General features: G+C 42.2%; 24 protein-coding genes. 9 read left to right on the top strand and 15 right to left on the bottom strand.

The annotated features are described in order from the left end of the window. Positions 1–30: 30 nt before the first annotated feature. Together V7K97_RS02270 and V7K97_RS02265 are read left to right on the top strand one after the other, a co-directional pair. The gene (locus V7K97_RS02270) at positions 31–819 is read left to right on the top strand and encodes a DUF4058 family protein (protein ID WP_334799078.1); all 789 of its coding nucleotides are present in this window, start codon (positions 31–33) and stop codon (positions 817–819) included. Between the two features lie 57 nt (positions 820–876). Next, complete coding sequence (locus V7K97_RS02265) at positions 877–1,842, top strand: GGDEF domain-containing response regulator (protein WP_334799077.1); 966 nt, start codon at positions 877–879, stop codon at positions 1,840–1,842. A 36-nt stretch (positions 1,843–1,878) separates the two neighbouring features. On the opposite strand, the gene V7K97_RS02260 is transcribed toward V7K97_RS02265, so the two are convergent. The 5 genes from V7K97_RS02260 to V7K97_RS02240 all read right to left on the bottom strand — a co-directional run bounded on the left by V7K97_RS02260 (position 1,879) and on the right by V7K97_RS02240 (position 8,555). Beyond that, positions 1,879–2,322: an SRPBCC family protein gene (locus tag V7K97_RS02260; RefSeq protein ID WP_334799076.1), complete on the bottom strand. Its 444-nt coding sequence runs from the start codon at positions 2,320–2,322 to the stop codon at positions 1,879–1,881. Between the two features lie 42 nt (positions 2,323–2,364). Further along, positions 2,365–3,804 (bottom strand): 9,9'-di-cis-zeta-carotene desaturase, encoded by a 1,440-nt coding sequence (gene zds / locus V7K97_RS02255; RefSeq protein ID WP_334799075.1) that lies wholly within the window; start codon positions 3,802–3,804, stop codon positions 2,365–2,367. A 271-nt stretch (positions 3,805–4,075) separates the two neighbouring features. Next, entirely contained in the window at positions 4,076–4,240 is a 165-nt protein-coding gene (locus V7K97_RS02250) for a CopG family transcriptional regulator (protein ID WP_334799074.1), read from the bottom strand. A 341-nt stretch (positions 4,241–4,581) separates the two neighbouring features. Continuing rightward, entirely contained in the window at positions 4,582–4,761 is a 180-nt protein-coding gene (locus V7K97_RS02245; RefSeq protein WP_334799073.1) for a hypothetical protein, read from the bottom strand. Positions 4,762–6,917: 2,156 nt separating this feature from the next. Beyond that, positions 6,918–8,555 (bottom strand): DUF6930 domain-containing protein, encoded by a 1,638-nt coding sequence (locus tag V7K97_RS02240; protein WP_334799072.1) that lies wholly within the window; start codon positions 8,553–8,555, stop codon positions 6,918–6,920. A 323-nt stretch (positions 8,556–8,878) separates the two neighbouring features. Between V7K97_RS02240 and V7K97_RS02235 the strand changes: the two genes are divergently transcribed. From V7K97_RS02235 to V7K97_RS02220, 4 genes are all read left to right on the top strand, one after another. Then, positions 8,879–9,235 carry an iron-sulfur cluster assembly accessory protein gene (locus tag V7K97_RS02235; protein ID WP_334799170.1) on the top strand — a complete coding sequence of 119 codons (357 nt, stop codon included), beginning with the start codon at positions 8,879–8,881 and terminating at the stop codon, positions 9,233–9,235. Between the two features lie 254 nt (positions 9,236–9,489). Continuing rightward, positions 9,490–9,912, top strand: a complete 423-nt coding sequence (locus V7K97_RS02230; RefSeq protein WP_334799071.1) for a tetratricopeptide repeat protein — start codon at positions 9,490–9,492, stop codon at positions 9,910–9,912. A gap of 409 nt (positions 9,913–10,321) precedes the next feature. Further along, on the top strand, positions 10,322–10,567 hold the full coding sequence (locus V7K97_RS02225; RefSeq protein WP_334799070.1) for a hypothetical protein: 246 nt from the start codon (positions 10,322–10,324) through the stop codon (positions 10,565–10,567). A gap of 176 nt (positions 10,568–10,743) precedes the next feature. After that, complete coding sequence (locus tag V7K97_RS02220) at positions 10,744–10,962, top strand: hypothetical protein (protein ID WP_334799069.1); 219 nt, start codon at positions 10,744–10,746, stop codon at positions 10,960–10,962. A 204-nt stretch (positions 10,963–11,166) separates the two neighbouring features. On the opposite strand, the gene thyD is transcribed toward V7K97_RS02220, so the two are convergent. Next, the gene (gene thyD, locus V7K97_RS02215) at positions 11,167–12,087 is read right to left on the bottom strand and encodes a thylakoid membrane protein ThyD (RefSeq protein WP_334799068.1); all 921 of its coding nucleotides are present in this window, start codon (positions 12,085–12,087) and stop codon (positions 11,167–11,169) included. 188 nt (positions 12,088–12,275) lie between these two features. On the opposite strand from thyD, the gene V7K97_RS02210 reads away from it, so the two are divergent. Beyond that, positions 12,276–12,623 carry a hypothetical protein gene (locus tag V7K97_RS02210; RefSeq protein ID WP_334799169.1) on the top strand — a complete coding sequence of 116 codons (348 nt, stop codon included), beginning with the start codon at positions 12,276–12,278 and terminating at the stop codon, positions 12,621–12,623. A gap of 319 nt (positions 12,624–12,942) precedes the next feature. Here the strand turns inward: V7K97_RS02210 and V7K97_RS02205 are convergent, their stop codons facing one another. The 6 genes from V7K97_RS02205 to V7K97_RS02180 form a co-directional block, all read right to left on the bottom strand. Then, positions 12,943–13,434, bottom strand: a complete 492-nt coding sequence (locus V7K97_RS02205; protein ID WP_334799067.1) for an FHA domain-containing protein — start codon at positions 13,432–13,434, stop codon at positions 12,943–12,945. A gap of 224 nt (positions 13,435–13,658) precedes the next feature. Beyond that, positions 13,659–16,136 (bottom strand): heavy metal translocating P-type ATPase, encoded by a 2,478-nt coding sequence (locus V7K97_RS02200; RefSeq protein WP_334799066.1) that lies wholly within the window; start codon positions 16,134–16,136, stop codon positions 13,659–13,661. Positions 16,137–16,295: 159 nt separating this feature from the next. Next, on the bottom strand, positions 16,296–16,490 hold the full coding sequence (locus V7K97_RS02195; RefSeq protein ID WP_334799065.1) for a hypothetical protein: 195 nt from the start codon (positions 16,488–16,490) through the stop codon (positions 16,296–16,298). Positions 16,491–16,939: 449 nt separating this feature from the next. After that, positions 16,940–17,206: a TM2 domain-containing protein gene (locus tag V7K97_RS02190; RefSeq protein ID WP_334799064.1), complete on the bottom strand. Its 267-nt coding sequence runs from the start codon at positions 17,204–17,206 to the stop codon at positions 16,940–16,942. A gap of 208 nt (positions 17,207–17,414) precedes the next feature. Continuing rightward, positions 17,415–17,690, bottom strand: a complete 276-nt coding sequence (locus V7K97_RS02185) for a TM2 domain-containing protein (protein WP_334799063.1) — start codon at positions 17,688–17,690, stop codon at positions 17,415–17,417. A 533-nt stretch (positions 17,691–18,223) separates the two neighbouring features. Further along, entirely contained in the window at positions 18,224–19,798 is a 1,575-nt protein-coding gene (locus tag V7K97_RS02180) for a CPBP family intramembrane glutamic endopeptidase (protein ID WP_334799062.1), read from the bottom strand. 135 nt (positions 19,799–19,933) lie between these two features. Between V7K97_RS02180 and V7K97_RS02175 the strand changes: the two genes are divergently transcribed. Then, positions 19,934–20,611 (top strand): Uma2 family endonuclease, encoded by a 678-nt coding sequence (locus V7K97_RS02175; RefSeq protein ID WP_334799168.1) that lies wholly within the window; start codon positions 19,934–19,936, stop codon positions 20,609–20,611. 20 nt (positions 20,612–20,631) lie between these two features. Here the strand turns inward: V7K97_RS02175 and V7K97_RS02170 are convergent, their stop codons facing one another. Next, a complete protein-coding gene (locus V7K97_RS02170; RefSeq protein WP_334799061.1) occupies positions 20,632–21,567 on the bottom strand; it encodes a lysylphosphatidylglycerol synthase domain-containing protein in 936 nt (311 codons plus the stop codon). A 175-nt stretch (positions 21,568–21,742) separates the two neighbouring features. Between V7K97_RS02170 and V7K97_RS02165 the strand changes: the two genes are divergently transcribed. Then, entirely contained in the window at positions 21,743–22,717 is a 975-nt protein-coding gene (locus V7K97_RS02165; protein ID WP_334799060.1) for an alpha/beta hydrolase, read from the top strand. Positions 22,718–22,792: 75 nt separating this feature from the next. Here V7K97_RS02165 and V7K97_RS02160 read toward each other — a convergent pair whose 3' ends face one another. Together V7K97_RS02160 and V7K97_RS02155 are read right to left on the bottom strand one after the other, a co-directional pair. Next, complete coding sequence (locus V7K97_RS02160; RefSeq protein ID WP_334799059.1) at positions 22,793–23,065, bottom strand: type II toxin-antitoxin system RelE family toxin; 273 nt, start codon at positions 23,063–23,065, stop codon at positions 22,793–22,795. Then, positions 23,052–23,264 carry a hypothetical protein gene (locus V7K97_RS02155; RefSeq protein WP_334799058.1) on the bottom strand — a complete coding sequence of 71 codons (213 nt, stop codon included), beginning with the start codon at positions 23,262–23,264 and terminating at the stop codon, positions 23,052–23,054. The genes V7K97_RS02160 and V7K97_RS02155 overlap by 14 nt, the downstream gene beginning before the upstream one ends. Positions 23,265–23,640: the final 376 nt, after the last annotated feature.

Below are 23,640 nucleotides of genomic sequence, written 5' to 3'. Positions count from 1 at the left end.
ATCAATCCCCAATTTCAGGATAGTAAAACTATGAATTCTCCATATCCCGGAATGAATCCTTATTTAGAAAATCCTGTGTTCTGGTCAGAAGTACATCATCGATTGATTACAGCGATCGCAGATACTATTGAGGAAAATATTCCCCCACAGTATCGAGTTGCAATTGAACAACGTACTTATTTAAGTGATGACTCCGATTCTGTATTAGTTGGGATACCTGATGTTTCTGTTTTTTCTCAACAAACATCACCGCAGCAATACTCATCAACTGCTACCCAAACAGCGACATCAGAAGGCATGACGGTGATGATACCGTTACCTGAACATATTACGGAAAATTACTTAGAAGTTCGAGAAGTTTCTACAGGTTTTGTGGTGACATCTATCGAAGTTTTATCTCCTAAAAATAAACGCCCAGGCGAAGGTAGAAAAGCCTATCAACGGAAACGCAAACAAGTTTTAGCTAGTCTTTCTCACTTAATCGAAATTGATTTACTCAGAAGTGGAAAACCCATGTCACTTTTAGGGGAAGTTCCTGTAACAGATTATCAAATTATTGTGAGCAGAAGTGAAACACGTCCTCAAGCGAAATTATACGGATTTAGCATCAGAGAAACGATTCCCATATTTCCATTACCGTTACAGTCAGAAGATACAGAACCGATTATAGATTTGCAATCTTTATTGCATGGTATATACAATCGTGCGAGATATTACTTAGCTATTGATTATAATAAAGAATCAGTACCAGCCCTAAAACGAGAAGATGCTGTATGGTCTGATACCCTTTTACGCGAACAAGGGTTAAGGAGGAATTAGTAATTGGTAATTGGTTAAGAATTTTTCCCATTCCCCATTCATTCCCCCTTTCCCCCTATGCCTAATTTACTTAAATCCCCTTCGGAAACAAATATCCTCATCGTGGACGATACCCCCGATAATCTACGGTTGTTAACCAAAATACTAGAGTTACAGGGTTATACCATCCGTAAATCCATCAATGGGAGAATGGCATTACAAGCCGCCGAGCGACATCCACCGGATCTAATTCTGCTTGACATCAATATGCCCGAAATGAATGGCTATGAAGTTTGTCAACAGTTGAAAGCATCAAAAACAACAGAGCAAATTCCGATTATTTTTATTAGTGCCCTTGACCAAATTAATGATAAAGTGCAGGCTTTTGATCTGGGTGGACAAGACTATATCACCAAGCCATTTGAAGAACTTGAAGTGCTAATACGAGTCAGAAATCAGCTACTCATCAAACAGCAACATCAACAACTTCTTGAACAAAATCAAGGACTAGAGCATGAAATTCAGGAACGCCTGAAGGCTGAAGCACAGGTAATGCAGCTATCTTTAACTGATGAATTGACAGGACTATATAATCGACGTGGTTTCTTTTGGCTGGCAAATCATCAATTCAAAATTGCCCGACGCACAGAAATATTTTGCTGTCTTTTGTTTGTTGATTTAGATGGTTTAAAGCAGATTAATGATTCTCTAGGGCATGAAATCGGAGACAGAGCGATCGTTGACACAGCCCAATTACTAAAACAGAGCTTCCGTGAGTCGGATATTGTTGCCCGTATAGGAGGAGATGAGTTTGTCATATTTGTTTCTGTCTGCTCCCCAGGCAATACAGATGAATTTCGTCCGCGATTGCAAGAAAATATTGAGCGCTTTAATCAAGAGCATAATTACTCATATCAACTATCCATAAGTGTTGGTGCCACCCAATGTGCTTTAAATGAAAACGTTTCACTAGAACAATTGCTAGAAGAGGCTGACAAGCTCATGTATGAGCATAAACGTGCTAAACGCCTCAAAAATCATTAATTGTTCTATTGAAGTTTCCTACTGCCTATTTTTAGATCAATTAGCTTTAACATTCAGCGCGTATTCTTTAAACCTTTCCAAATCAGCTTGAATCGTCGATTCAACTATCCGCCCCAAAAACAAGTTATCCATAATTTTGCCAAGAATGCCGGGGATAGCGTAGGAAATGGTCATTTTGACAACGCTACTACCGTTGCGATCGTAAAAGCGAATCGCTCCCTGATTTGGCAAACCATCAATGGATTCCCATTGGATAATTTGGTTGGGAATAACTTTGAGAATTCGAGATTTCCAAGTAAATTCTAAACTGCCTGTCTTCAACTTCCAAAGAGATATATCGGGATTATCTGGCGGAATTTTCACCGAATCAATCCACTTCATCCACCGGGGCATTTGCTCCAAATCAGACCAGAGGCTCCATACTAAATCTATGGGAGCCTCTACTTCTACCTGCACAGTATGCTCTAACCAATCTGACATTCTCTTTTCTTCCTTTGCGCCCTTTGCGCCCTTTGCGGTTAGTTATTTCTTCAAACTTTCCAAAATCACTTTAGCCGCACGCCGTCCAGAAATAGTAGCACCTTCCATACTATCTATGTAATCTTGCTGAGTATAACTCCCAGCAAGGAAGAAATTATCTACTGGTGTTTTTTGGTTGGGACGGTACGCATCCATCCCTGGCGCTTCTCGGTAGAGAGACTGAGCAAGTTTTACCACACTGTACCAAGTCATATTTAGCTCCCGCGACGAGGGAAATAGTTCATGAACTTGCTTGAGGACATGGTGGGCGATCGCCTCATTACTTTGGGCAATAAACGGATCTCCCGGTGTCAGCACTAGCTGTAACAAAGATCCCTGTCCTGGACGATAATAATCAGCAGGGCTAGTCAAGGCCAAATCGGCAAAACAAGAAAAGTCAGCATCGGCTGTATAAAGTAAATTATCGATTCCAGCCGCATGATTTAGCTGTTGACGTTCCTCTCCATTGTTCAGTTCCGTTACCCAACCATCGAAGCGTAACTGCACTGTCGCCACTGGTACTGCATCCAGTTTGTAAATATTGTCAAATTCTGACCACTTACGCCACTCGTGGGGTAGTATGCGTTGAATTCCTGGAACATCACAGGCAAAAACGTAAGCATCAGCAGTGATAGTTTCTACGGTATCACCTTGGGCAACTGCTATCCCAGTGACGCGGGTTTGTTCGGCTGACTCTGTAAACTGAATTTCCCGAACTTGCCGACGCGTGTAAACTTTGGTGCCTCTAACTTCCAAATATTCTAGAATGGGCTTGTGTAAATACTCAGATGGAGAACCTTCTAGCATTCGCAAAACAGAAGCTTCAGTTCTGACTGCAAATAACTGGAATATGGTTAACATACAACGGGCAGACATATTTTCGCAATCAATAAATCCCAATGCGTAGGCGATGGGATTCCATAGGCGCTTGATGCTGCCATTACTCCCACCGTGACTGCGGAACCAGTCGGCAAAGCTAACTTTATCTAAATTGCGGATGGTTTTCATTGCCCCGTTAAAGTCTACCAATCCGCGAACTATGGGACTAGTACCCAAAGCGATCGCATTTTGCAATTTATCCTGCAAGGATAGTTGGGAAGTAGTAAAAAAGGCCTTTAAGCCATTGAAAGGCGCACCCGTAAGAAAGCGAAAATCTAAAGCACCAGTGCGCCCCCCTTTGTTAATAAAAGTGTGGGTATGTTCCTTGAGGCGTAAGTTTTCTAATACCCCCACTTTCTTCATCAAGTCAAATAGTTCGTAGTAGCACCCGAAAAATACATGCAACCCCATTTCTAGATGGTTGCCATCTCCATCAACCCAACTGCCAACTTTACCACCCACAAAGGGACGAGACTCAAAAATCTCGACTTCACAACCAGCATCAGCTAGATCTACTGCGGTTGCTAGTCCAGCCAGTCCCGCACCTACGATTGCAACGCGCATTCCGTCGTTCCTTTTCAGTTTCTTTACAGATTGTAACTGGGTTGGTGTCGGAATTTGCTACTTAATATCAACTCCACCAGCATATTCAGGCTGGGCAATGTCGATACTAAAATCTCTTTGATTGCTTCTTTTAGTCCCGACAAATGATCAGACGCGAGAAAAACGCGTCTGTATCAGTCTTGTCTATTGTGGCGGACTCAAAAAAGTATCATCGCTATTTTTTCGGTGGTAAAGCATTTATCTGGATAAGTTGTGAAAACATCTTCATTACCTATTTGCTGTCATCGGAGACAGGCAAACTTCTAATCAGTTCACGAATTACATCGGTTGCAGGTCTACCTGTTTGTTCACAATATTTTTCTAGTTTTTCCGCTTCCTGTGTTGCGAGATTGACTGTTATGCGTTTAACCGCCCATTTTTTATTTGTCATTATCATGCTATTTGCTGTATATTTTAGATCATCGAAAGAATCTAACAAAAGAGGAGGACGATCACATTATCAGAATTTGTCTCAGGAAACAAGTAATATCATTAATATTAAAAATGTTTGCTTTGTCAAAGGATTCATCATTTTCTAAATAAATCAAAAAACTAAACTTTATTTGTTACTATTGGGAGAGTGTAAAAAGCACATAATTGTTTTTGAAGATAATAACCCTACTAACAAAATGAGTAAACCCTGACAATGAAATTTGATCAGTGAATTTGAGACACCTACTTTTGACTCAATGAAGATTTCCCAAGTTATTTTCCATTGAAAGCATTTGACCTTCTATCTTAACCAAGTTCGCCAAACCCGCTTGGAGACGACATCTGGTACAACACCAGAAAATAAAGCTTCCGAATCATCATCATACTGAAATGCTTGCTTGTCGGCGGGTTATAATTGTGTCTATAGATTGTGAATAACCACTTAAAAGTAGGCAAATAAGCGATCGCTCTAGAACAAACACCCATCTGCACCCCTTGCTGTAACCAAGAAGTTAAGAGCTATTTCAAGGGTGATCAATTTTGGCTTACCTCGATCAACTGATATCTTGCACTCTTGCACTAGAAGTCGCGGCTACACAAGCAAAACCCGCACTTCGACAAGCTCAGTGACCACCTACGCGGGTTTCAAACCCTTAATTTTGCGTTAGTCCGCCTACGCGGACGAAAGTTTGTATAGCCGCGATTTCTAATCGCCAGGGCTAGGTGCAAGATATAAGTCAAGCTGATTGCTTTTCGGTGCCAATATAGTAGCCGGAAAAAAGGTCTCAAAACTCAGTCTACTGGGTGTCAATAGCCAACTATCTTGGTAAAATTTGACAGCATTATCTGTAATTTCACACAGATGAATTAACCCAGAATAGGTGTGATGTTAATTGACTGTTGCCGATAATATTTTAGTTTTTTTTCATGCTTTTACACTAATTTACGTCAAGATAAAATGGAATTTTGCATATTTTTTATCTTCCATCTAGCGACATAAGTTACTTTCAAATCAGCGATTTTTTCCCATTATTCGGATTCATCTATTTCGAGTTGGATAAAATTTTAGCGAATTATGTTGCTAAAAAATAGACAGCAAAGATTATTCTCAGATTTAAACTAAGAGATAAATTACTGGCAATAAAGGGTTGAGTTCCAATCATCTACTGTTTGGTATATATATCCATAAAGTTAATTGTATATCTCAATATTTTTCGGTAGTTAATTTATTATAGCTATGATTTATGCACTTTAAATAATCTTCATTGAGAGACTAAGTAAGCTATTTTTCGTTCTTTATAAAAAAAATACAAAGAAAATATATATATCTGAACTTTTGCTTGATGATATTGATATGTGATAAGATCCTAAACTCAAAAATCTGTTCAAAAAAGATTCCGATATCTAAGAGGATGTTTGAAAAGTCCTCTTGTCGGTATCAAAAATTTGAGATCCCCCTAAATCCACGCCACTTGCTCTACTTGGGGAGACCCCAAGTAGAGCAAGTGGCTCCCCGATAAATTGGGGGACTTTGATTCCGGTTCCCCCATTTTTAAGGGGGGTTAGGGGGGATCTCAAAGTGCCTAAAATCACAGGGAAATACTTTTCAAACAACCTCTAAGTGCGTTAGCCAGATTTGATTAAGCCAAACTTTGCAGATAATTTTTTATTGAGTATTTTGTGGTTTTTTATACAAGCGTAATCATGGGAAAACTATGAGAATACACGTACTTCATGAAATTTAGGTAAAGTTAACTTCTAAACATATACATGAATGTGGATTGCAAGGTGCCGCGAACTGATATCATGTCCGCATAATTAGTTAGGCTAACCACAGTCATTACACCCCACACACCAGATGCAACAAGAGTGGCTCGCCGCCCAACGTACTGGCTCCCCTTAATCGCCTCCCCGCTCTTCGGGAGCAAAGACAAAGCATCGCTTTGGCGGGGTGGGGTTCTTGGGGTTTAATAAGCAATAGACATTTCCAGAAATTAAATATGCGTTACCCAGAACCCTTGTAGAGACGTAGCACTGCTAGGTCAAAACAATTCTTTTTCACTCCTATTTCTAATCAAGCGGATCTGATATGAGAGGTACGCAAACGAACAAGGATAAAAAACTCCACGCCACTTGCGGGATGGAGTTTTTAGTCATTTAGTACCAATGACCAATGACTTTTGACTAATAGACATCTCTAGAAAAGATTTAGATACCACACAATTATACGCAGACCTAACCCCCCTTCCCCCCTTCCCTACTAGCGTTGGGGGGTTTTAAAGCCTCTCTCCGCTTGTCTGACGACAGGCTGACGCCAACGGGGAGAGGTTTGGAGAGGGGTCTTTTTCTTTTCTGGAGATGTCTAATGACTAAAGCGGCGGGGCGGCTATCCCTCTACAGACACCTGGGGTGGAGTTTCCCGCCGCTTTTTATGAAGAATCCTGAGTATTTTTTACTTCACCGGAGACGCTCCGGCTCCGCTCAACACTAAGTTGTTAAAGAGAAGATGGTAAACGTTAAAAAGTAAACCTTCCCCTTTTCCTCTGCGAAATGCAGTTTCAGTCAAGATGCAAATCAAATACATATTGACTTAATTTCTCGTACCCACAATTTGAGATTGAGGATTGTGGCAATTGGTGTAACTATTCAAATTTCAGTTGGGGCATCAGTTGGAGAGTGCCAATACCTAAATCTTGAGGTGAAAGCGATCGCGCTTCAAACAAAGCCATCATATCTCGTAACTGAGGATTGCCACGGGAGGCTCCCGTTAGTCCTTTGGCAATGATTAAGCCACAGTAGCCCTGAGTATTTTTACAGCGCTGATTCCACTTTTTCCGGGCTTCTACATGAATCGGATCTTCATCTAAAAATTCACCAAATAGGAACAATTCGCCATTTTGAGTTTGTAATAAACCGAGGTCGTAGCGATCGCCATCGTTGGGGTTCGCACCTGGATTAAAGCAAATTGCTCTCAGTCCGCCTGCTGTTTCAATTCTTTCAATTACAGTCTTGGCTTTGGGCCGGGAAGTTTGAATTAAAATCACCGGCAAACCGTCACCCACTTGTTTGATTTCACCAGCCTGATGGTATGTGACCCCTTTTCGCAGACACTCCAACATTTCCCAGGACACCACACCCAAGCTGAGGAAGGAATCTTCTGGTATCAAGTCATCTTGCAATGATTGGAAGTCAAGGTTATCAATCTCCTGATCGTCGTCATCAAAGCCTGCCATTTCCTCTAATTCTGCGGCTAACTGGGGCATGGTAGAGACTGTCACAGGTAGAGATTTAGTTGATTCTTCCGACTGCGGTAGAGAAATGCGATAGCGACGGCTGAGGGGAGGGAAGATGTCTTCATGAAGTTGGCGACGGTGATCGCGAATAAAGCGGCTGAGGCTTTCGATGGCAACAAACATTACCAGTGCTTCTTCGTCATACAAAACAGACCGTAGTCCTTCTAAGGGGTGGATATTACCGAAGGTGGGGTCAATTTCTGATAATGGCAGATCCGCCAAATCATCTTCTTCATCCTCATCCTCATCTTCATCGGTTTGATCAGCACTCTCAAAAGTGAGAAACAGGCAATCTTGTTTGAGGAAAGCTTCTTCTAGATGCTCCGTTGATTCTTCATCTGTTAAAACTGCGGCGCGAAATTGTTTTAAAGACTCTTCTGAGCGATAAAACAAAATTCCATACTCCATTCCCAGCATTCCCATGACTGAGGCGTAGATTGTACCGACATCCCACTTATTAATCTCAATGGACAAAATTTGCTGTTCTTCCAAAAATTCCCAAGGTGCTGCTTGCCAAATTGCAAATGCTTTCTCTCGCAAGATTTGTGCATATTGTGGGGGTAAGTCGGGGGTTTGACTATCAAGAAGATCGGCAAATCCCCGAAATAGTTCGTCAATTAAAGGCAGTTCTGGTGCGTAGTCAATGGCGATATCCAAATCTTGCAGCACCCCCCGCAGGTAAAATTGGATCTCGCGGTCTTTGACTACAATTCTTTGGGGTCTAGCAGGTCTTGCTGGACTCTGGGGATGTTCCATTGCTTGCATTAAGGTGCGAACTATTGCTTCGGGGCCGATCTCTGAAGCTACCACGTCCATACCTCGGACAATACCTTGGGAGTAATCTACCCAAAGAATGCATTCTCCCTTTGCCTCTGGGTCTGAGAATTGGTTTGGTGATGACAACGGACGGCGATCGCCCTCCCATACAGAAGGAATTTGAGCTAATTTCTTCAAGCGACGACTGGTAGAGCGATTAAAACTTGTCATAGAGATCAAAAGAAGCAATTTGGAAGTAAACTTTGGGGGATAACTAGCCTCGAATTAAATTTTTCTGGCTGCACCTGAAGGGTGGTTGCTTCTGTTGCTGCCGCAAGGCTTGAACTTCAACAATACCGGATGTAGAAACACAAAGAGTCTCTCAATTCTAGAATAAAAATCTTTGGCTGCTTTTAACGGAGTGTTTACAATTTGGTATCTAGCGGCTTAGATGTCGCTAGAATGAATACAAAAACACTCAACGGGCAACCCAGAGGCATTAATTAAGCCGATAGGGGGTAATGCTGACACTAATTAAGGAGTTAAAAAAGCAGATGACACAAGCAATTCAGGCTCAACAACGCGGAATTCTGTTGAGCGAATCCGCATTGCACCAGGTAAAATCCCTCCGGGACAAGCAAGGGACAGACTTCTGCTTACGGGTAGGAGTACGTCAGGGTGGCTGTTCTGGGATGTCTTACATGATGGACTTTGAAGACACTAGTAAGATCACCCCGGAAGATGAAGTTTTTGACTACGATGGCTTCAAAATTGTCAGCGATCGCAAGAGTCTTTTATATCTCTACGGATTAATGCTCGATTATAGCGATGCCATGATTGGCGGTGGTTTCCAATTCACTAACCCCAATGCTAACCAAACTTGCGGTTGCGGCAAGTCATTTGGGGTATAATATAATCCTTTGTCATTTGTCCCTCGTCATTTGTCGTTGATCTTTTGCAGTTGCCTAATGACCAATGACCAATGACCCTTCGGGTGACGCTCGTGCCGACGCTCGATGACTCGCTTGCCGCCGGCGCTATCGCTAACGTTGCTCATGGGGGAAACCCCCTTGGCGCTAGCCTCTCCCTTTGGGAGAAGACCGCACTGGCTCGCCAATGACTAATGACCAATGACCAATGACCAATGACCAATGACTAATGACCAATGACTAATACAGTTGAATCCCTGTTTGATACAGGTTTAGAACGCTATAAAGCAGGAGAAGCAGTAGATTCTTTAATCCCTGTATTTAAAGAAGTGTGCGATCGCGCTCCGAAAACTAGTGCTGCTTGGGTTTGTTTAGCCTGGTTATATCTACTCGATAACAAACCGAACTTGGCTTACAAAGCTGCACAGAAGGCAGTTAAGTTAAACCCACAAGATCCCCAGGGGAGAATAAATCTCGCCTTAGCAATGCTGGAAACAAAGCAAAAAGGTTTGCGGGAACACATTGACATAGCACAGCAGCTAATTTTTGTCAATGAAGAATGGCAGGATGAAATAAAAAGTAGTATTCAAGACGGTTTAAGTAGAAAACCAGATTGGCAGAGTTTGACAAAAGTCAAAAATTGGCTGTTTGAAAAATGAGAATGGGGAGTAGGGAGTAGGGAGTAGGGAGTGTTAAAAAGTAAAAAGTAAAAAGATAATCCCCATAAATAAATTTAGGGGATTTAATAATGACGTATTATTTCTCTCTACGAGACGCAATCATGCGAAGGCGCTACGCCACGACGCTCGATGACTCGCTTGCCGCCGGCGCTATCGTTATAAATGTTTTTATTTGATTCCATAAATAAATTTAGTTGCTCTCAAACCATTTTTCTTTTTCTTGATGAGTGCCTTTTTACTTTTTACTTTTGCCTTGTTCGGTGACAAGAGGGACAAGGAAAAATTATTGAATAGGTCTCTGTTGTCTACCTTGTTTCTTCCTAATACCAACTTCCCATTTCTTATTCCTCATTTCCCATTTCCCATTCCCCATTCCCCACTCTAAATCATGAAAGATAAATTGTTAAATTGGCTAAATATGGTTTTAGTCGCAGATGTTTTTTTGGTTTTGTTTGGCTTTGGCTGGTTAGTGATCGCTGCGATCGGTGATGCGGCGGGAGTCAACCTGGGTTTGGATTTATGGCATAAACTGTGGCAACCCTTGTTTAACCCAGCGATCGGCATTCTTATGGGCGGCGCCATTCTTAGCGGTATTATCAGTTGGGTTTCCAAAAAATTTCTCTCTAGTCAATAGCGCAGCAGAAGAGACACTTACCCCAGAAAATCTGCCCCTTTCCTGCTTATTCATAGAAGCATTGCCAAAAATCCAGTCATGCAAATGGCGGCTATTACTGTTTAGCAACCGGATCTGTAACTCATTTAGTAGCTGTTAGCAAAGCTAAACGGAACGCGCCAGACCCTATACCGTGTATGCTTATTGGTAGACTAGCAGTAGATACCAAATGGGAAGGACAGGGTATAGGGTCTGGCTTATTAAAAGATGCTATTATTCGTATTTTATCAGTATCTCAAATAGCAGGTGTTAGATGTATTTTGGTTCACGCTAAGGCAAGAGACGCGATAAATCGCCGTCTCTACAAAGGACTGATTATTGTAGAGACGGCGATTTATCGCGTCTTTGTGATCTAGGGCTGTTAACCGTAAAGCCAGAGAACATACGTCGCCTACGCGAGTTGATAAACAATTGTGAGGATGACGACTAACCGCGCCGTCGCTAAAAACCACATAACCCCATGATTCCCTGTAGCGATCGCTGTGGGGAATTGTGATTTATGGGGTTTTATCCGTACAAAATCGCTACTGTACTTGGTACTCGAAGTCAGTGTGGGTAGTTCACTTCAGAATTTCTGTTAATGCTGATTGCAAATTAGGATATTTGTACTCAAAACCAGTTTCCACAGTGCGTTTTGGGATGACTTGCTGACCTTCTAAAACTACTATAGCCCCATCTCCTAAAAGCGCTTCGATCGCAAAAGCCGGAACAGGTAGCCAAGAAGGGCGATTCATCACTTGTCCCAAAGCTTGGCTTAAATCTGCCATCCGAACTGGTTTAGGGGCAGTGGCATTATATACGCCTTCTATTTCCGGTTTAGTTAAAGCTTGCACAATTAATTTAACTAAGTCATCTACGTGAATCCATGAGAACCACTGGCGGCCACTGCCAATGGGACCACCAGCAAAGAGTTTGAAAGGCGGAATCATTTTACCCAAAGCACCACCATTGCCCAAAGCAATCCCAAAACGCAGAATTACTAAGCGTACACCAGCATCTTTTACCTTTCTCGCTTCTGCTTCCCAGACTTGGCAAACTTGGGCAAGAAAATCGTTACCAGATAGACTAGTTTCATCAAAGATTGCGGTTTCACTGGTGCCGTAGTAGCCGATAGCCGAAGCGTTAATTAACACGCTGGGTTTCGGATTAGCATTGGCTATTGCTTCAACTATTTTTTGTGTACCTAACTTTCGGCTATTGAGGATTTCTTGTTTGCGTTCTGGTGTCCAGCGTCCTTCACCAATGGGTTCTCCTGCCAAATTAACTACGCCATCACAACTAGAAATGACGTTTTGCCAAGAACCAGATGTATTTGGTGTATAGGCAACAATTTCTACATTGGGAAAAGCCTCAGATGGAAAAACCTTTTTAGCAAAGGCGGTGTTCCGAGTTAATACTACTATCTTATGACCTTCCCCGTGGAGTCGTTGTACCAAAAGACTACCGACAAATCCTGTTGCTCCAGTAATTGCGACTTTCATTTTCCACCTCAGCCAAACCTTCATTGTAAAGTTTTTGATCAAACTTTTAGCTTACGGCACTTTCCTTGTGGATAGAGCAGATGTGACTGTATATCTCTGATCTCAAAAACTTTGCTTTTTTAATGACTTTCTGTTTAGATGCTTCGGTATTATACGATGGACAGAGTGTTGCAAGGCCTGGGGCTATTATGGCTCGCTATACCTGTTCATTTATTGTTTCTGTCAAGAGTGACCATCTGTTGCCGTTACTTGTAGAACTTCTACAGGACTGTCAGTTGGATATTCAATACCACACGGGCGATTACATTATCGCTCGTCAGGTTCCTGGCAATGTTCCTTTTCCTAAATTGATAACAGTAGAAGTACTGATTGATAAATCAAAATCTACCGAAACAGAAACTCGGATGAGTATTGTGATTAAAAATGAAGAACTACCACTCCAACTAGATAATTACTGCCGACAAATGTTTGAATTCATCAAGCAGGCTATTGAAAGTAGCCGCCATTGGCATTTGATAGAAAGTCTTGCAGGATAGTTTTGGTGATTAGCGCTCTTCTATGACTCTGGAGAGAGAATAATCCAGGCGATTAGAAATCGCGGCTACACAAGCAAAGTCCGCCTGCGCGGACTAACGTCAAAATAGGGTTTCAAATTTAATCTGATGAGAGTAATAAAAGAGCGTTAGACCTCTTGCAAAAGTCCCCTAACACCTCACCCCCAGACCCTCCCTGCCGGCTTACGGTGTACACACAAGTCGAAAAAATTCGATTTCCCATTGTTTTTTCGTTCCCATGCTCTACATGGGAATGGCTGACTAGGGGCTGCTGCCTCCAGTCAGCCATTGACCCAGAGACTCAATTATCCTCTAAATCCTCGGCCATACCGGGGTTTATTAGTGTAATGTCGTACTCGCTCGAATCTGTTTGTCCCAAACGCTGAGTGTTTTTTAAAAGGTAATAAATGGCACGTACTTGAGGACCAAAAACGATCTCGTCTTCATTTCTGAGATCGTGTGCTGGTATCTTGCGTCCATTAATCATCAAACCATTGGAACTAGGCTTACCTTTAGCATCGCCATCTACAATCCGGTAATAGTAGCTATGACTATTATGCTCTCGTGGCAATCTTACTAATGTGGCATGGCGGCGGGAGACAAACTGCGACATCAAACGGATATTACACTCGCGATCTCTACCGATGGAGTAGACGGGGTACTCTAGAGAAAATTCTTTGCGACCTTGATCGTCTTCAATAATCAGTAGATGGTTTTCATTGGTTTCTGCTGCCATTGACAAATTGGTGGAACTGTGATTTATCAAGATTTGTTTAGTATCGTATCCGGCCATTTTCTTGCACCATAAATCGAGGGTGCTGATCTAAATTAAGCTTTAAAATTGCATAATAGCTTGAAAGAGTAGAACATGTCCGTTCTACTCCAGTAGCTATGATAGCTTTGGTAAGTGTCTCAATAAACTTTTGGGCTGTGTAAAACCTGAATACCAACTCAGTTTAACTTGAGATGAGAAGAACCAAGATTTGTGCTTGGAAATCTTACCTACAAAAGAACATTTTACGGGTGATGAGCTAATCGCCGTAATAATATTGAGTTTGTGACGACGCTAACAGAGCTAAAAGCCATTAATGCAGCAGCACCAGATGGGTTAAGGACAAAACCGAAACTAGGGAATAAAACACCTGCTGCTAAAGGAATGCCAACTGTGTTATATGCGAAAGCCCAGAATAAATTTTGGCGGATTTTGTTGAAGGTGGCGCGACTAAGCTGAATAGATTCGACAACATCGTTTAAGCGATCGCGCATTAAAATAATTTCAGCAGTTTCCATCGCCACATCTGTCCCGGAGTGTAAAGCAATTCCGACATCTGCTTGGGACAAAGCTGGAGCATCGTTGATTCCATCTCCGACCATTGCGACAATTGAGTGGGGAGTGGGGAGTGGGGAGTGAGGAGTTACTTTTGTTCCTGCTTGTTGGAGAGACTGTATTGCAGCTGCTTTTTTGGCTGGGGGGACACCTGCGATCACATCAGCGCTGTCTAATCCTAATTGTTTGGCTATGGCACTAGCTGCTTCTAGGCGATCGCCACTGAGCAACATTACCCGTAAGCCCATCTGACGCAATTTGTCTACTGTGGATTGGGCATCTGGTCTGAGGGTATCAGAAACACCAATTAGTCCGGCTAATGTTCCCCCAACTGCTACACAAACGACTGTTTTACCATCTGTTGCCAAATCCTGCATTATGTGTTGTGCAGTTTCATTAATGGCAATGCCGTGCCAACTCAACCATTCCCAGTTACCCAATAGTACAACTGTGCCTTCTACCACAGCAGACACCCCTAATCCTGGTTCAGTGTGAAAGTCCACAGCCTCTGGAATCGATAACTGTTGGCGTTGTGCTTCTTGCTGAATCGCTTTTGCTAGGGGGTGGTGAGTACCGCTTTCTACGGCTGCTGCTAGTTGGATTAGGGAGTGGGGTTTCCTATTCCCTATTCCCCACTCCCCACTGCCCATTTCCTCAATTAACAGACAGTCTGTGACGATGGGATTACCTGTGGTGAGAGTACCTGTTTTATCAAAAACTACGGTGTCTAGTTGGTGTACTTTTTCTAAAACGTCGCCGCCTTTGATTAACAAACCCCGTTCTGCGCCCATTGCAGTCCCGACGAGAATAGCTGTTGGGGTGGCAAGTCCCAAAGCACAGGGACAGGCGACTACCATAACTGCGATCGCTAGTTTTAAGCTGATTAATAGGGGAGAGTGGGGAGTGGGTAGAGACGCGATTAATCGCGTCTCTACGGAGTGGGAAGCGTGGCTCATCATTTCCATGCCACCAGACATGGTGACATTAGTCCAGATGTGAGTGCCGAAAAAGTACCAAAAGACAAATGTTAATAAAGATGCCGTCAGCACCCCGTAGGTAAAGTAACCCGCCACTGTATCTGCTAATTTCTGTACTGGGGCTTTCCGAATTTGGGCGGCTTCTACTAGGGCGACAATTTGAGCTAAAGTTGTATCACTTCCAATCCGGGTTGCCTGAATAGCGATCGCTCCTGACTGGTTCAACGTTCCCCCTGTCACCATATCTCCCGGTTGCTTGATTACTGGCACGGCTTCCCCAGTCAACATTGACTCATCCACCGTTGTTTGACCAACCACCAATTCCCCATCGACAGGGATTTTATCACCTGGCAGCACTTGTAACCATTCTCCAACACGCACCTGTTCAGCCGGAATCTCTACACTAGAAGACCCTACTTTGCCTTTCTCTGGGTTGGCAATCAATCGCGCTAAGAGTGGCTGGAGTGCCAGCAATTTCCTAAATGCGGCGGCGGCGCGACCTCTAGCTTGTTGTTCTAATGTTCTTCCTAAGAGAATAAAGCCCAGCATCATTACTGGTTCGTCAAAGAAGCACTCCCAACCCATTTTGGGAAAAAGCAGTGCTATTAAACTGGCAATGTAGGCCGTCAGCGTTCCTAATCCCACCAGGGTATTCATATTCGGCGCATTTCGCCGCCAGCCCAGCCAGCCATCAACTAAAATCGGGCGACCGGGAATTAATAGCGCCACTGTCGCCAATCCACAGTGAAACCAGATGTTATTTAACACTGGCAGCACTGAGCTACCAAGATTACCAAAATGTCCACTTCCCGACAATAACAGCAACATTGCAGCGATCGCTAACTGTCTTACAGAAGAACGCATTTCTTGGCGTTGTCGTTCTGCTGGGTCTGGTAAAGTAGATATCTCACCAGCTAAGGTGCCACTAGCTTTTCGGGGTTGAGTTGGGAATCCAACGCCTGTTAATCGCTGTGCGAGTGCATCTGCATCGACTGCACCAACTTCTGACTCTACAACTGCTACCTCTGTGGCCAGGTTCACACAGGCGCTCTTGACTCCTGGATGTTGGGTTAGCTGTCGCTGTACTGCGTTCACACACCCAGCACACTTCATGCCCCCAACATCGAGAATAATCTTCTCTAGGATTGGGTCAAGTTCTGGGGCTAGCTTAGTTTTCGGGACGAGTTGCATGGCTTGTGTTTAGATTCGCTACAGAAATTCAACGCCTGAATAAAAGCGTCTCTAATTTGAGCGTAGGCTAAATATGGAACTACGACTGTATGTCAACCCTATTAAATTTCTTAATTTATCGGATCTTGCTAAGAGGTTGTTTCAAACAACCTCTAAGGGTCAATGACGGCTCCAGCGTAGGTAAGTTACATAAATAATTGCTCCAACCTGCATTGGCATCAGCACAATTAGGCTTTTCCAAAAATTGTGAATTTCCAAATTAGACATGGCGCTGAAATAGCCAAAGCCCAACAACAAGAAGACGATCCAGATCAGTTGTTTACGTTTTATAGTTGGCATCGCAGTAGGATTCATAATTTTTAACAAAAGTATCTAAGTAAGTCGGTGCTAATATTTCCAGCTATGTTAAGGAATTTTCATGTAGGGTGTGTTGTCGCCAAGCGCCGCACCGTCAACAATCTCAGGTGCGTTGCTATAAGGCATAACACACCCTACAGCTACAGCTAATTTATATTTATTGATATACATTGAATTTTTCTCACCGACTTACTTACTTATACCTATAAATGCTGTACACAATAACTTCAATTAATAGTTACTCAAAAAATTACGATATGGAATTCCAGTTAAATGCCGGATTGGGCAAACTAAGAATCCTACTCTATAACCTTGGTGATAAAAATAAGTAGCAAATAGGGGTGTACAGGAAAATCCTAGTAAACCCCAGCGAACTAATTTACCGTGGTATGACAAAGGATAAGGAGATAATTCAAACACCAATGCATATTAAATTCAAACGGCAATCAAAACCAGCCTTTCTTCTCGACGATGTAAGTATTGAGGAATTCTTCATCAGTCTTGGTTAAGTAGATAATACCCTCAACCAAACCAACAATCCCCATTATTGCCCCACCAAAACCAAATGTGAGTATGGTAACAAGCAGCATGATTAGACCTTCAGTAGTGTAACCAAGAATAAACTTGTGAATACCTAAAGCCCCTAACAAGATAGCGCAGATGCCGGCTGCAACTTTTTTGCTGCTAGAATCACTGGGGTTGATATTAGACACTATGAGGGATACTCCTCAACTATAAATGACATCCTCAATCTTAATGTAATTATTCTTACTTAGCACCTGCATATCTCCCACAGTAATAAATTTTGACACTTCCAGCACTAAGCTGTTGCGTATTTAATTTGTATATTGGACGCGGGCAAGATGCCCGGACTACAAGATTTTTGGGTTTTCTTGTTATAAAATTTAGCTGCACATCAGCTTAAAACCACCCCTGCTTATTCACAAAGTAAATATTTCCAAATTCTTCAGGAGACTTATTCAAGTAGATCATGCCTTCAATTAAACCTACAAGTTGCATAATTAAAAAGGCAATGCTGTAGCTGAAAGAACCCCCAACTCCAGAAATCACTAACATGATAAAGCCTTCTGGGGCGTATCCTAGAATAAACTTATGAACCCCAAATGCTCCAAGGATAATGCCACAGTAACCAGCTAAAAGTTGTTTGGTTGGGTGGGTGGGGTTGAGATTTGCCATAATTGAGTGCTGCTCCTTGATAAGTGAGTATAAAAATAAAGTCCTTCTTGCAATGAAAGCAAGTAAATGTATTTGCTTAATAACTAGAGTTTTAATTTTTTCATTATGAGTAAGTCCTAAGACGAATAACCAAAATCAGCGTGCTTCTATTCCAAAGGAGACGCTAAGATATCTTGCGGCATAGCCTAAAAATCTGGCGCTCCTGAATGAGTTTCGGTGGATTTGATGATTTCAAACCCTGGTGCGGCAGTTTTGCAGATTTTTAGGTAAGGCATTTATCTTGAGAAGAATGAACCTCAATAATCAGCAAAAACTGCTATTACACACCACTTTTTACAAGTCCATCAGTATTATTTCCGGATTTTTTTTGCGATGCCTTCTCTGTACGAGTACGACGGGCTACCCCTACGCACCAATCACAAGATCAGTTGCTAGCTAAAATCACCCAGATGACAATAAATGTTAGTAAATTGTTCTTACTTATGGTGATAGAAACAGATATTTTAGGTTTAAGCAACCGTATAGAATTAGTATTAATTGCTACCCAAAATAAATAGACTTAGTAGTGTACCACTATTCCACAGGCTGTGGACTAACATCGGAGCGAGGAGGTTGCGCGATCGCGTGTAAACTACTCCCAAAACAATCCCCAATGCAGTCAGGGGAAGAATTTCCGACAAGCTGAGGTGAGCGATCGCAAACAACAAACTACTGATCAGAATCGCTCCCCACACGGGTAAGTAGCGAGTTAGAGAGGGTAACAAAAAGCCGCGAAAGAGAAGTTCTTCAAAAAATGGAGCTGCGATCGCTGCTGTAAAGAAAAAGATGCCAAGTGCGACACCATCTTGGCTTTCTAAGGCTAGTTGCAACAGAGGATTACTACCACCTTGTCCTTGCCATAGCTGTTGATTAATCAAAGATACCACCACAACTATAGGTAAAGCCGTGCAATAGCCTCCCAGTCCCCACCAAAACCAGTTATCTTGAAACCGGAAGCGAAACCAGAATTCGGGTAGTGGAAAAAAGCGCTTGAGAGAGAAATACAGCACTAACAGCGCCCCTAATGCTACCAATAGGTAACTAACCAAGACAGAAAACGCCTGAAGTCGCACATCAACAATAGGATGCGGAATGGGTAGCCGCGATATCACCAAGGGCACAAAAATTTGCCCCATAAAGAAAAAGCCGATGATAAAAACCTGCAAAACCGTTTCACCATCCCAAGGAGTTGACCAAGGAACATCAGCATTTTGAGCTAGTAACGAGGCTTTTCCTTTCAACAAGCGTTGAGCAAATAATAAAATCAGCAGTATTAGACCAATTAAAGCTGCTAAGGTCGGAATAGTGCCAATAACCGCCAATTTCACCACCGCTTGAGCCGAAGATTCTTGTTGTGCAGCTTTGACTGCTGATAAAGCGTCTTGTCGTTGCTGGAGTTCGTATAACTTAACCAAAGCAGTAGAGCGAAACCAACCTTCTAAATTCTTTTGAATTCGTTCTTGAGCATTTTGGAGCAGACGGGGAGGATTACTCCATAGTCCACTCAATACAGAAGCGGTTTCCCCAAATTCTGGATTGATATTTGAGCGTTGTTGTAATTCGCTCCAAGTTTTGAGAGCTGTATCCGTCTGTCCTTGCTGTGCTTGTAAAATTCCCAGGCGCAAATCTAATTCAGCCAGTAATTTTTGTAATTGCTTGAGAGATTGCTGTAACTGTTTCTGTCCCTGTTTAGAGGTTTTAGTAGTGGGAGGAACGTCAGGTAAAGGTTTCGGAAGTGTGGGAGTTATTTCCGGTTGAGAGCGTAATTGTGCAAGTTTGCCATTAACTTTGTCCAAATTAGCTTGAACTGATTGACGCGCCTCCTCATACTGCTTTGTGGAGCTTTCCAGGGGTTGATCGCCAAGTATAGCTTCCCGAATCGCCTGGAGATTGTCATCATTGCTATCTTCTGATTGCCAAGCTTGGGCTTGGAGAGCAATATTTGTTTGGTACAGTTCTAGGCGACTTTGGAACTGAGGTTCTTGCCAACTAGCGAATAATTGCGAAACTGCCAACAGAACTGCTATGGGCGTCAGTATAAAAATTAAAATCAACCGCTTGAGTGTCATCTATCCCTCTTTTACTAACCAGTGAGGAGCGCGTCCCCCTTGGGAATTATCGCAAGAAAAAGTCAGAGGTGGATAGATATGATCGATATTATAAGTTTGCGATACCTGCGGTTTTTGCTAGCCTACGCACCCACCATGTTAAATTACAACCCATTGCACTGTTTACCCTCCGCCGAGGATCTGCCCGATTCTGACTATACACCCGTGGACAATGAACTACAAGATTTAATTCCCAGCTTGCTCAAAGCAATCCTCGCTTGGTTATGGACAAGCCGTATGGATTGGTTTTTTGGGGTTGATATGGGTATTTATTACGATCCCGAACTACCGCCGGTTGTACCTGATGGATTTTTAAGCTTAGGAGTCGAGCGAGTTTTTGATGAGAACTTGCGCTTGAGTTATGTGTTGTGGGAAGAAAAGGTGATGCCAATTATGGCGCTTGAGGTTGTTTCTCATAAACGACGTGGGGAATATACTAACAAAAAGAAACTTTATGCAAAGATGGAGATTTTGTATTATGTTGTCTACAATCCCCAACGCCGGAGAAAACCACCTTTAGAAGTTTATCGCTTTGTAAATGGTGAATATGTATTGCAGCCAGGAAATCTAGTTTGGTTATCAGAGATAGGTTTAGCAATTGGTTATGAACGGGCAACCTATCAGGGAATTACGCGGGATTGGTTGTATTGGTATGACAAACAAGGAGTGAGATATCTAACACCAGAAGAAAGCGCGATTGCTGCCGAACAACGCGCCGACAGGTTTGCAGAAGAATTGCGAAGGTTGGGGATAGATCCAGATTCTTTAACTTGATTTTGTGGGGTGCGATCGCTTTATCTATCGGCTCTAAATCTAATTTCATATATTCCCAGCAAACATGCTGCAAGTAGCAAAGGTAAAAAGTAGTATATTCCCCGATAAGCTAACAGTGATCCCAAAACTGCCGCCGCCGAAATTTTATCATCAGAGAGAAACAGCAACATCACAGTTTCAAAGACACCCAAACCGCCAGGAATATTACTAACCACACCTGCAAACATCCCTAATAAATAAATTCCTAAAAAATCCAGATAAGACAAAGGTGTATTACTAGGAAGTAGCGGATAAAAAACCGCCGCAGCCAGAATCCAGTCCAGGCTAGAAATTGCAATTTGAGCTAAGGATATTGGCAAAGAAGGAAAGCGAAATACTTGGTGACGAATGCTTAATGGTTGTTTAATTAAAATACTTCCCAACAAGTAAATAGCAATCAGCAGCAAAAAAATTACACCAATGGGACGTACTGTTGCAAAAGGCAAATGTAGTTGTGTGGGAATTGTCAAAGGATTGATCGCAAATATTAACCCAGCAACCGCAAACATCCCCAACCAAAAGCTGAAGTTGGCGAAAGCAATTACTTGAGCGATCGCAACTGCTGACACTCCCCAATTTGAGTAAAATCGATAACGGATAGCACTGCCAGTCAATAAAGCAAAACCGATGGTATTACTAAATGCAGAGCTAATAAAGTTGGTTAGAGCAATCTTGTTCCAACTTAGAGAACGATTAATGTAGCTAAAACCCAAAATATCGTACCCAATCATCACTAGATAGGCCAAAGCTGTCAGCCAAATTGCCCAGCTTAAGCGACTTTTGGGAATAGCGGCTAGAGAGTTGAGGATATCACGATAATTATACTGATGCAATTGGCTAGCGATCGCCCACAAAGAAAGCACCAACAGCAACAAGCCAAACAAAGAACTGAAATTGAGTCGCAACTTTTTAAGCATCGTGAAGAAACTTATCCTAACTCTTGACTTTTAATTTACAACCAGTCGCAAAGTTTCCATCTTGTTGACACAGCATTGACAAATTACTTGGGTAAACTTTATCATTGCCACCACTAACCGCCCCATACTTCGGCTACGCTCAGTACAAGTGCCCAATGCCCAATGCCTTTCAAAGATGAACTATAAACAATCTAAAATTCTCTTGCTAGTTTCAGTATTAACTCTATTTGGCTGTAATTCCTGTCAAAGTTTAGCAGCAAAATCACAGCAACAGCAGAATTTACAAACAACGGCTTCTCTGTTAACATCCCAGAATCCTAGCGACTTGGCTACTCCCCTCAGCTATAAAATTGAAACTTACGATAGTCAAGTAATGGGCGCAAGTCGTACCTACGGCGTTTCATTACCTCCTGGCTATGAGCAAAACTCAAAACGAAGCTATCCTGTAATCTTTCTCCTCCACGGTGGACATGGCAACCCCAGTGATTGGTTTATTCCCAATAAGGGACAAGCTCTCAAGACTGTGGAACAACTTTATACTACGGGTAAGTTGCCACCCAGCATCATCATCACACCAGATGGTAACGACAAACGTGGTTCTAGTCCCTACTGGGACCCGCAATATATCGATGGACCTAACGGTAAAGTCTCCACAGCCGTAGGGAGTGAGTTAGTAAAAATTGTGCGAAGCCGTTATCGGACACTAACTAATCCAGATTTTTGGGCAATAGGTGGTTTATCTTCTGGTGGTTGGGGAGCAATGAATGTGGGATTACACAACGTGGATCATTTCTCAATTTTATTTAGTCATAGTGGTTATTTTCATGACAAAAGCGGCCCGAAAAATAGCCCAATAACTTATATCAAAACCATTCCCCTACAAGCTAAAAAAAGGTTGAAAATCTACCTGGATTCAGGGACATCAGATATTGAAGAAATCGACGAAGCCAAACAATTTACTAAAGTACTAAACAACCTAAAAATTTCTAATTTGTTTCGTCAGTTTCCTGGCAGTCACACTTGGCAATACTGGCGGGAAAATTTAGCTAATTCTTTGACATTTGTGGGTGAACAATTTCGAGTTGCTGAAGTAGCACATAAGACTAAAAATTTAGATGGTACACAAGCTAAAATTACTCAAATTCATTAGACTTCTTGCAAAAGTTCCCTAACACCCCACCCCGCTTGCGGGGAGGGGAGACTTTGACCTAAGTTAAAGATTGTATCAAGGAAAAATTCTATAAATATCTTTACGATGTGCGACTCTTTGACAAATTAATGTTTGTGTTTCTTTGTCAACATTAATACCTATTCTGTAATCACCTACGCGAATTTTATATTTATCGTCGTAGCCTTTCATTTTTTGCAAATAGCCTAAATCAAAGGGATTTTCTGATTCTAGTTCTTGAAAGACGATTGGTTCAATCCGAGCTTGCACATCTTGTGGTAAATCTGCTAATTCTTTTAAAAATTTTTTAGTATATTCAACTTTCCACATTCTTTTGCTTTAATGATTGGTAATATTTCCATCCTTCGTCTTTAGAGAGGCGGTCATTATCTTCCGATTCTTCCATTAGCTGTATCAAGCCGTAGTTTTCCAATATTTCTTCAATTTTTTCAAAGTCAGCTATAGGAATTTGTACAGCGATCGCTTGCTGATTTTCATCCATGACATAATTTTTGGTTATTTCTAGCATTGTTCTTAGATCAGGTTGATAATTTTGAATTACTTAAATCATGTCGTAGACAGCATCATCTTCGCTGTAGCCTTTTAGTAATTGCTCGGCTGCAAGACGACGCCATTGCTCAAAACCGTAGTTTTACTGATATTTTATTTTTGCACATCATAAATCTCAGTTTTTGGCAAAGGATATTTGAGGCAATTTTGATGCAGCCTACAATAAGCAGTGTATTCAATCGTAATCAACCTATGACGATCGCATTTTAGACTAAATGGGGCGACGCCGAATAGCCCGTCGTAGACATCGCTTTTGCTCGACAGATAGGGGAGCGTGATTAGCAAAAGCGAGAATAATTCATCTGGGGTATGGCAAACCTAAATTTACTTTAACG

The sequence above is a fragment of the Nostoc sp. genome (assembly GCF_036917815.1).
GTDB lineage: Bacteria > Cyanobacteriota > Cyanobacteriia > Cyanobacteriales > Nostocaceae > Nostoc.
Note: the sequence above shows the minus strand (reverse complement) of the source record. Positions and strands in the feature narration are given on the sequence as shown.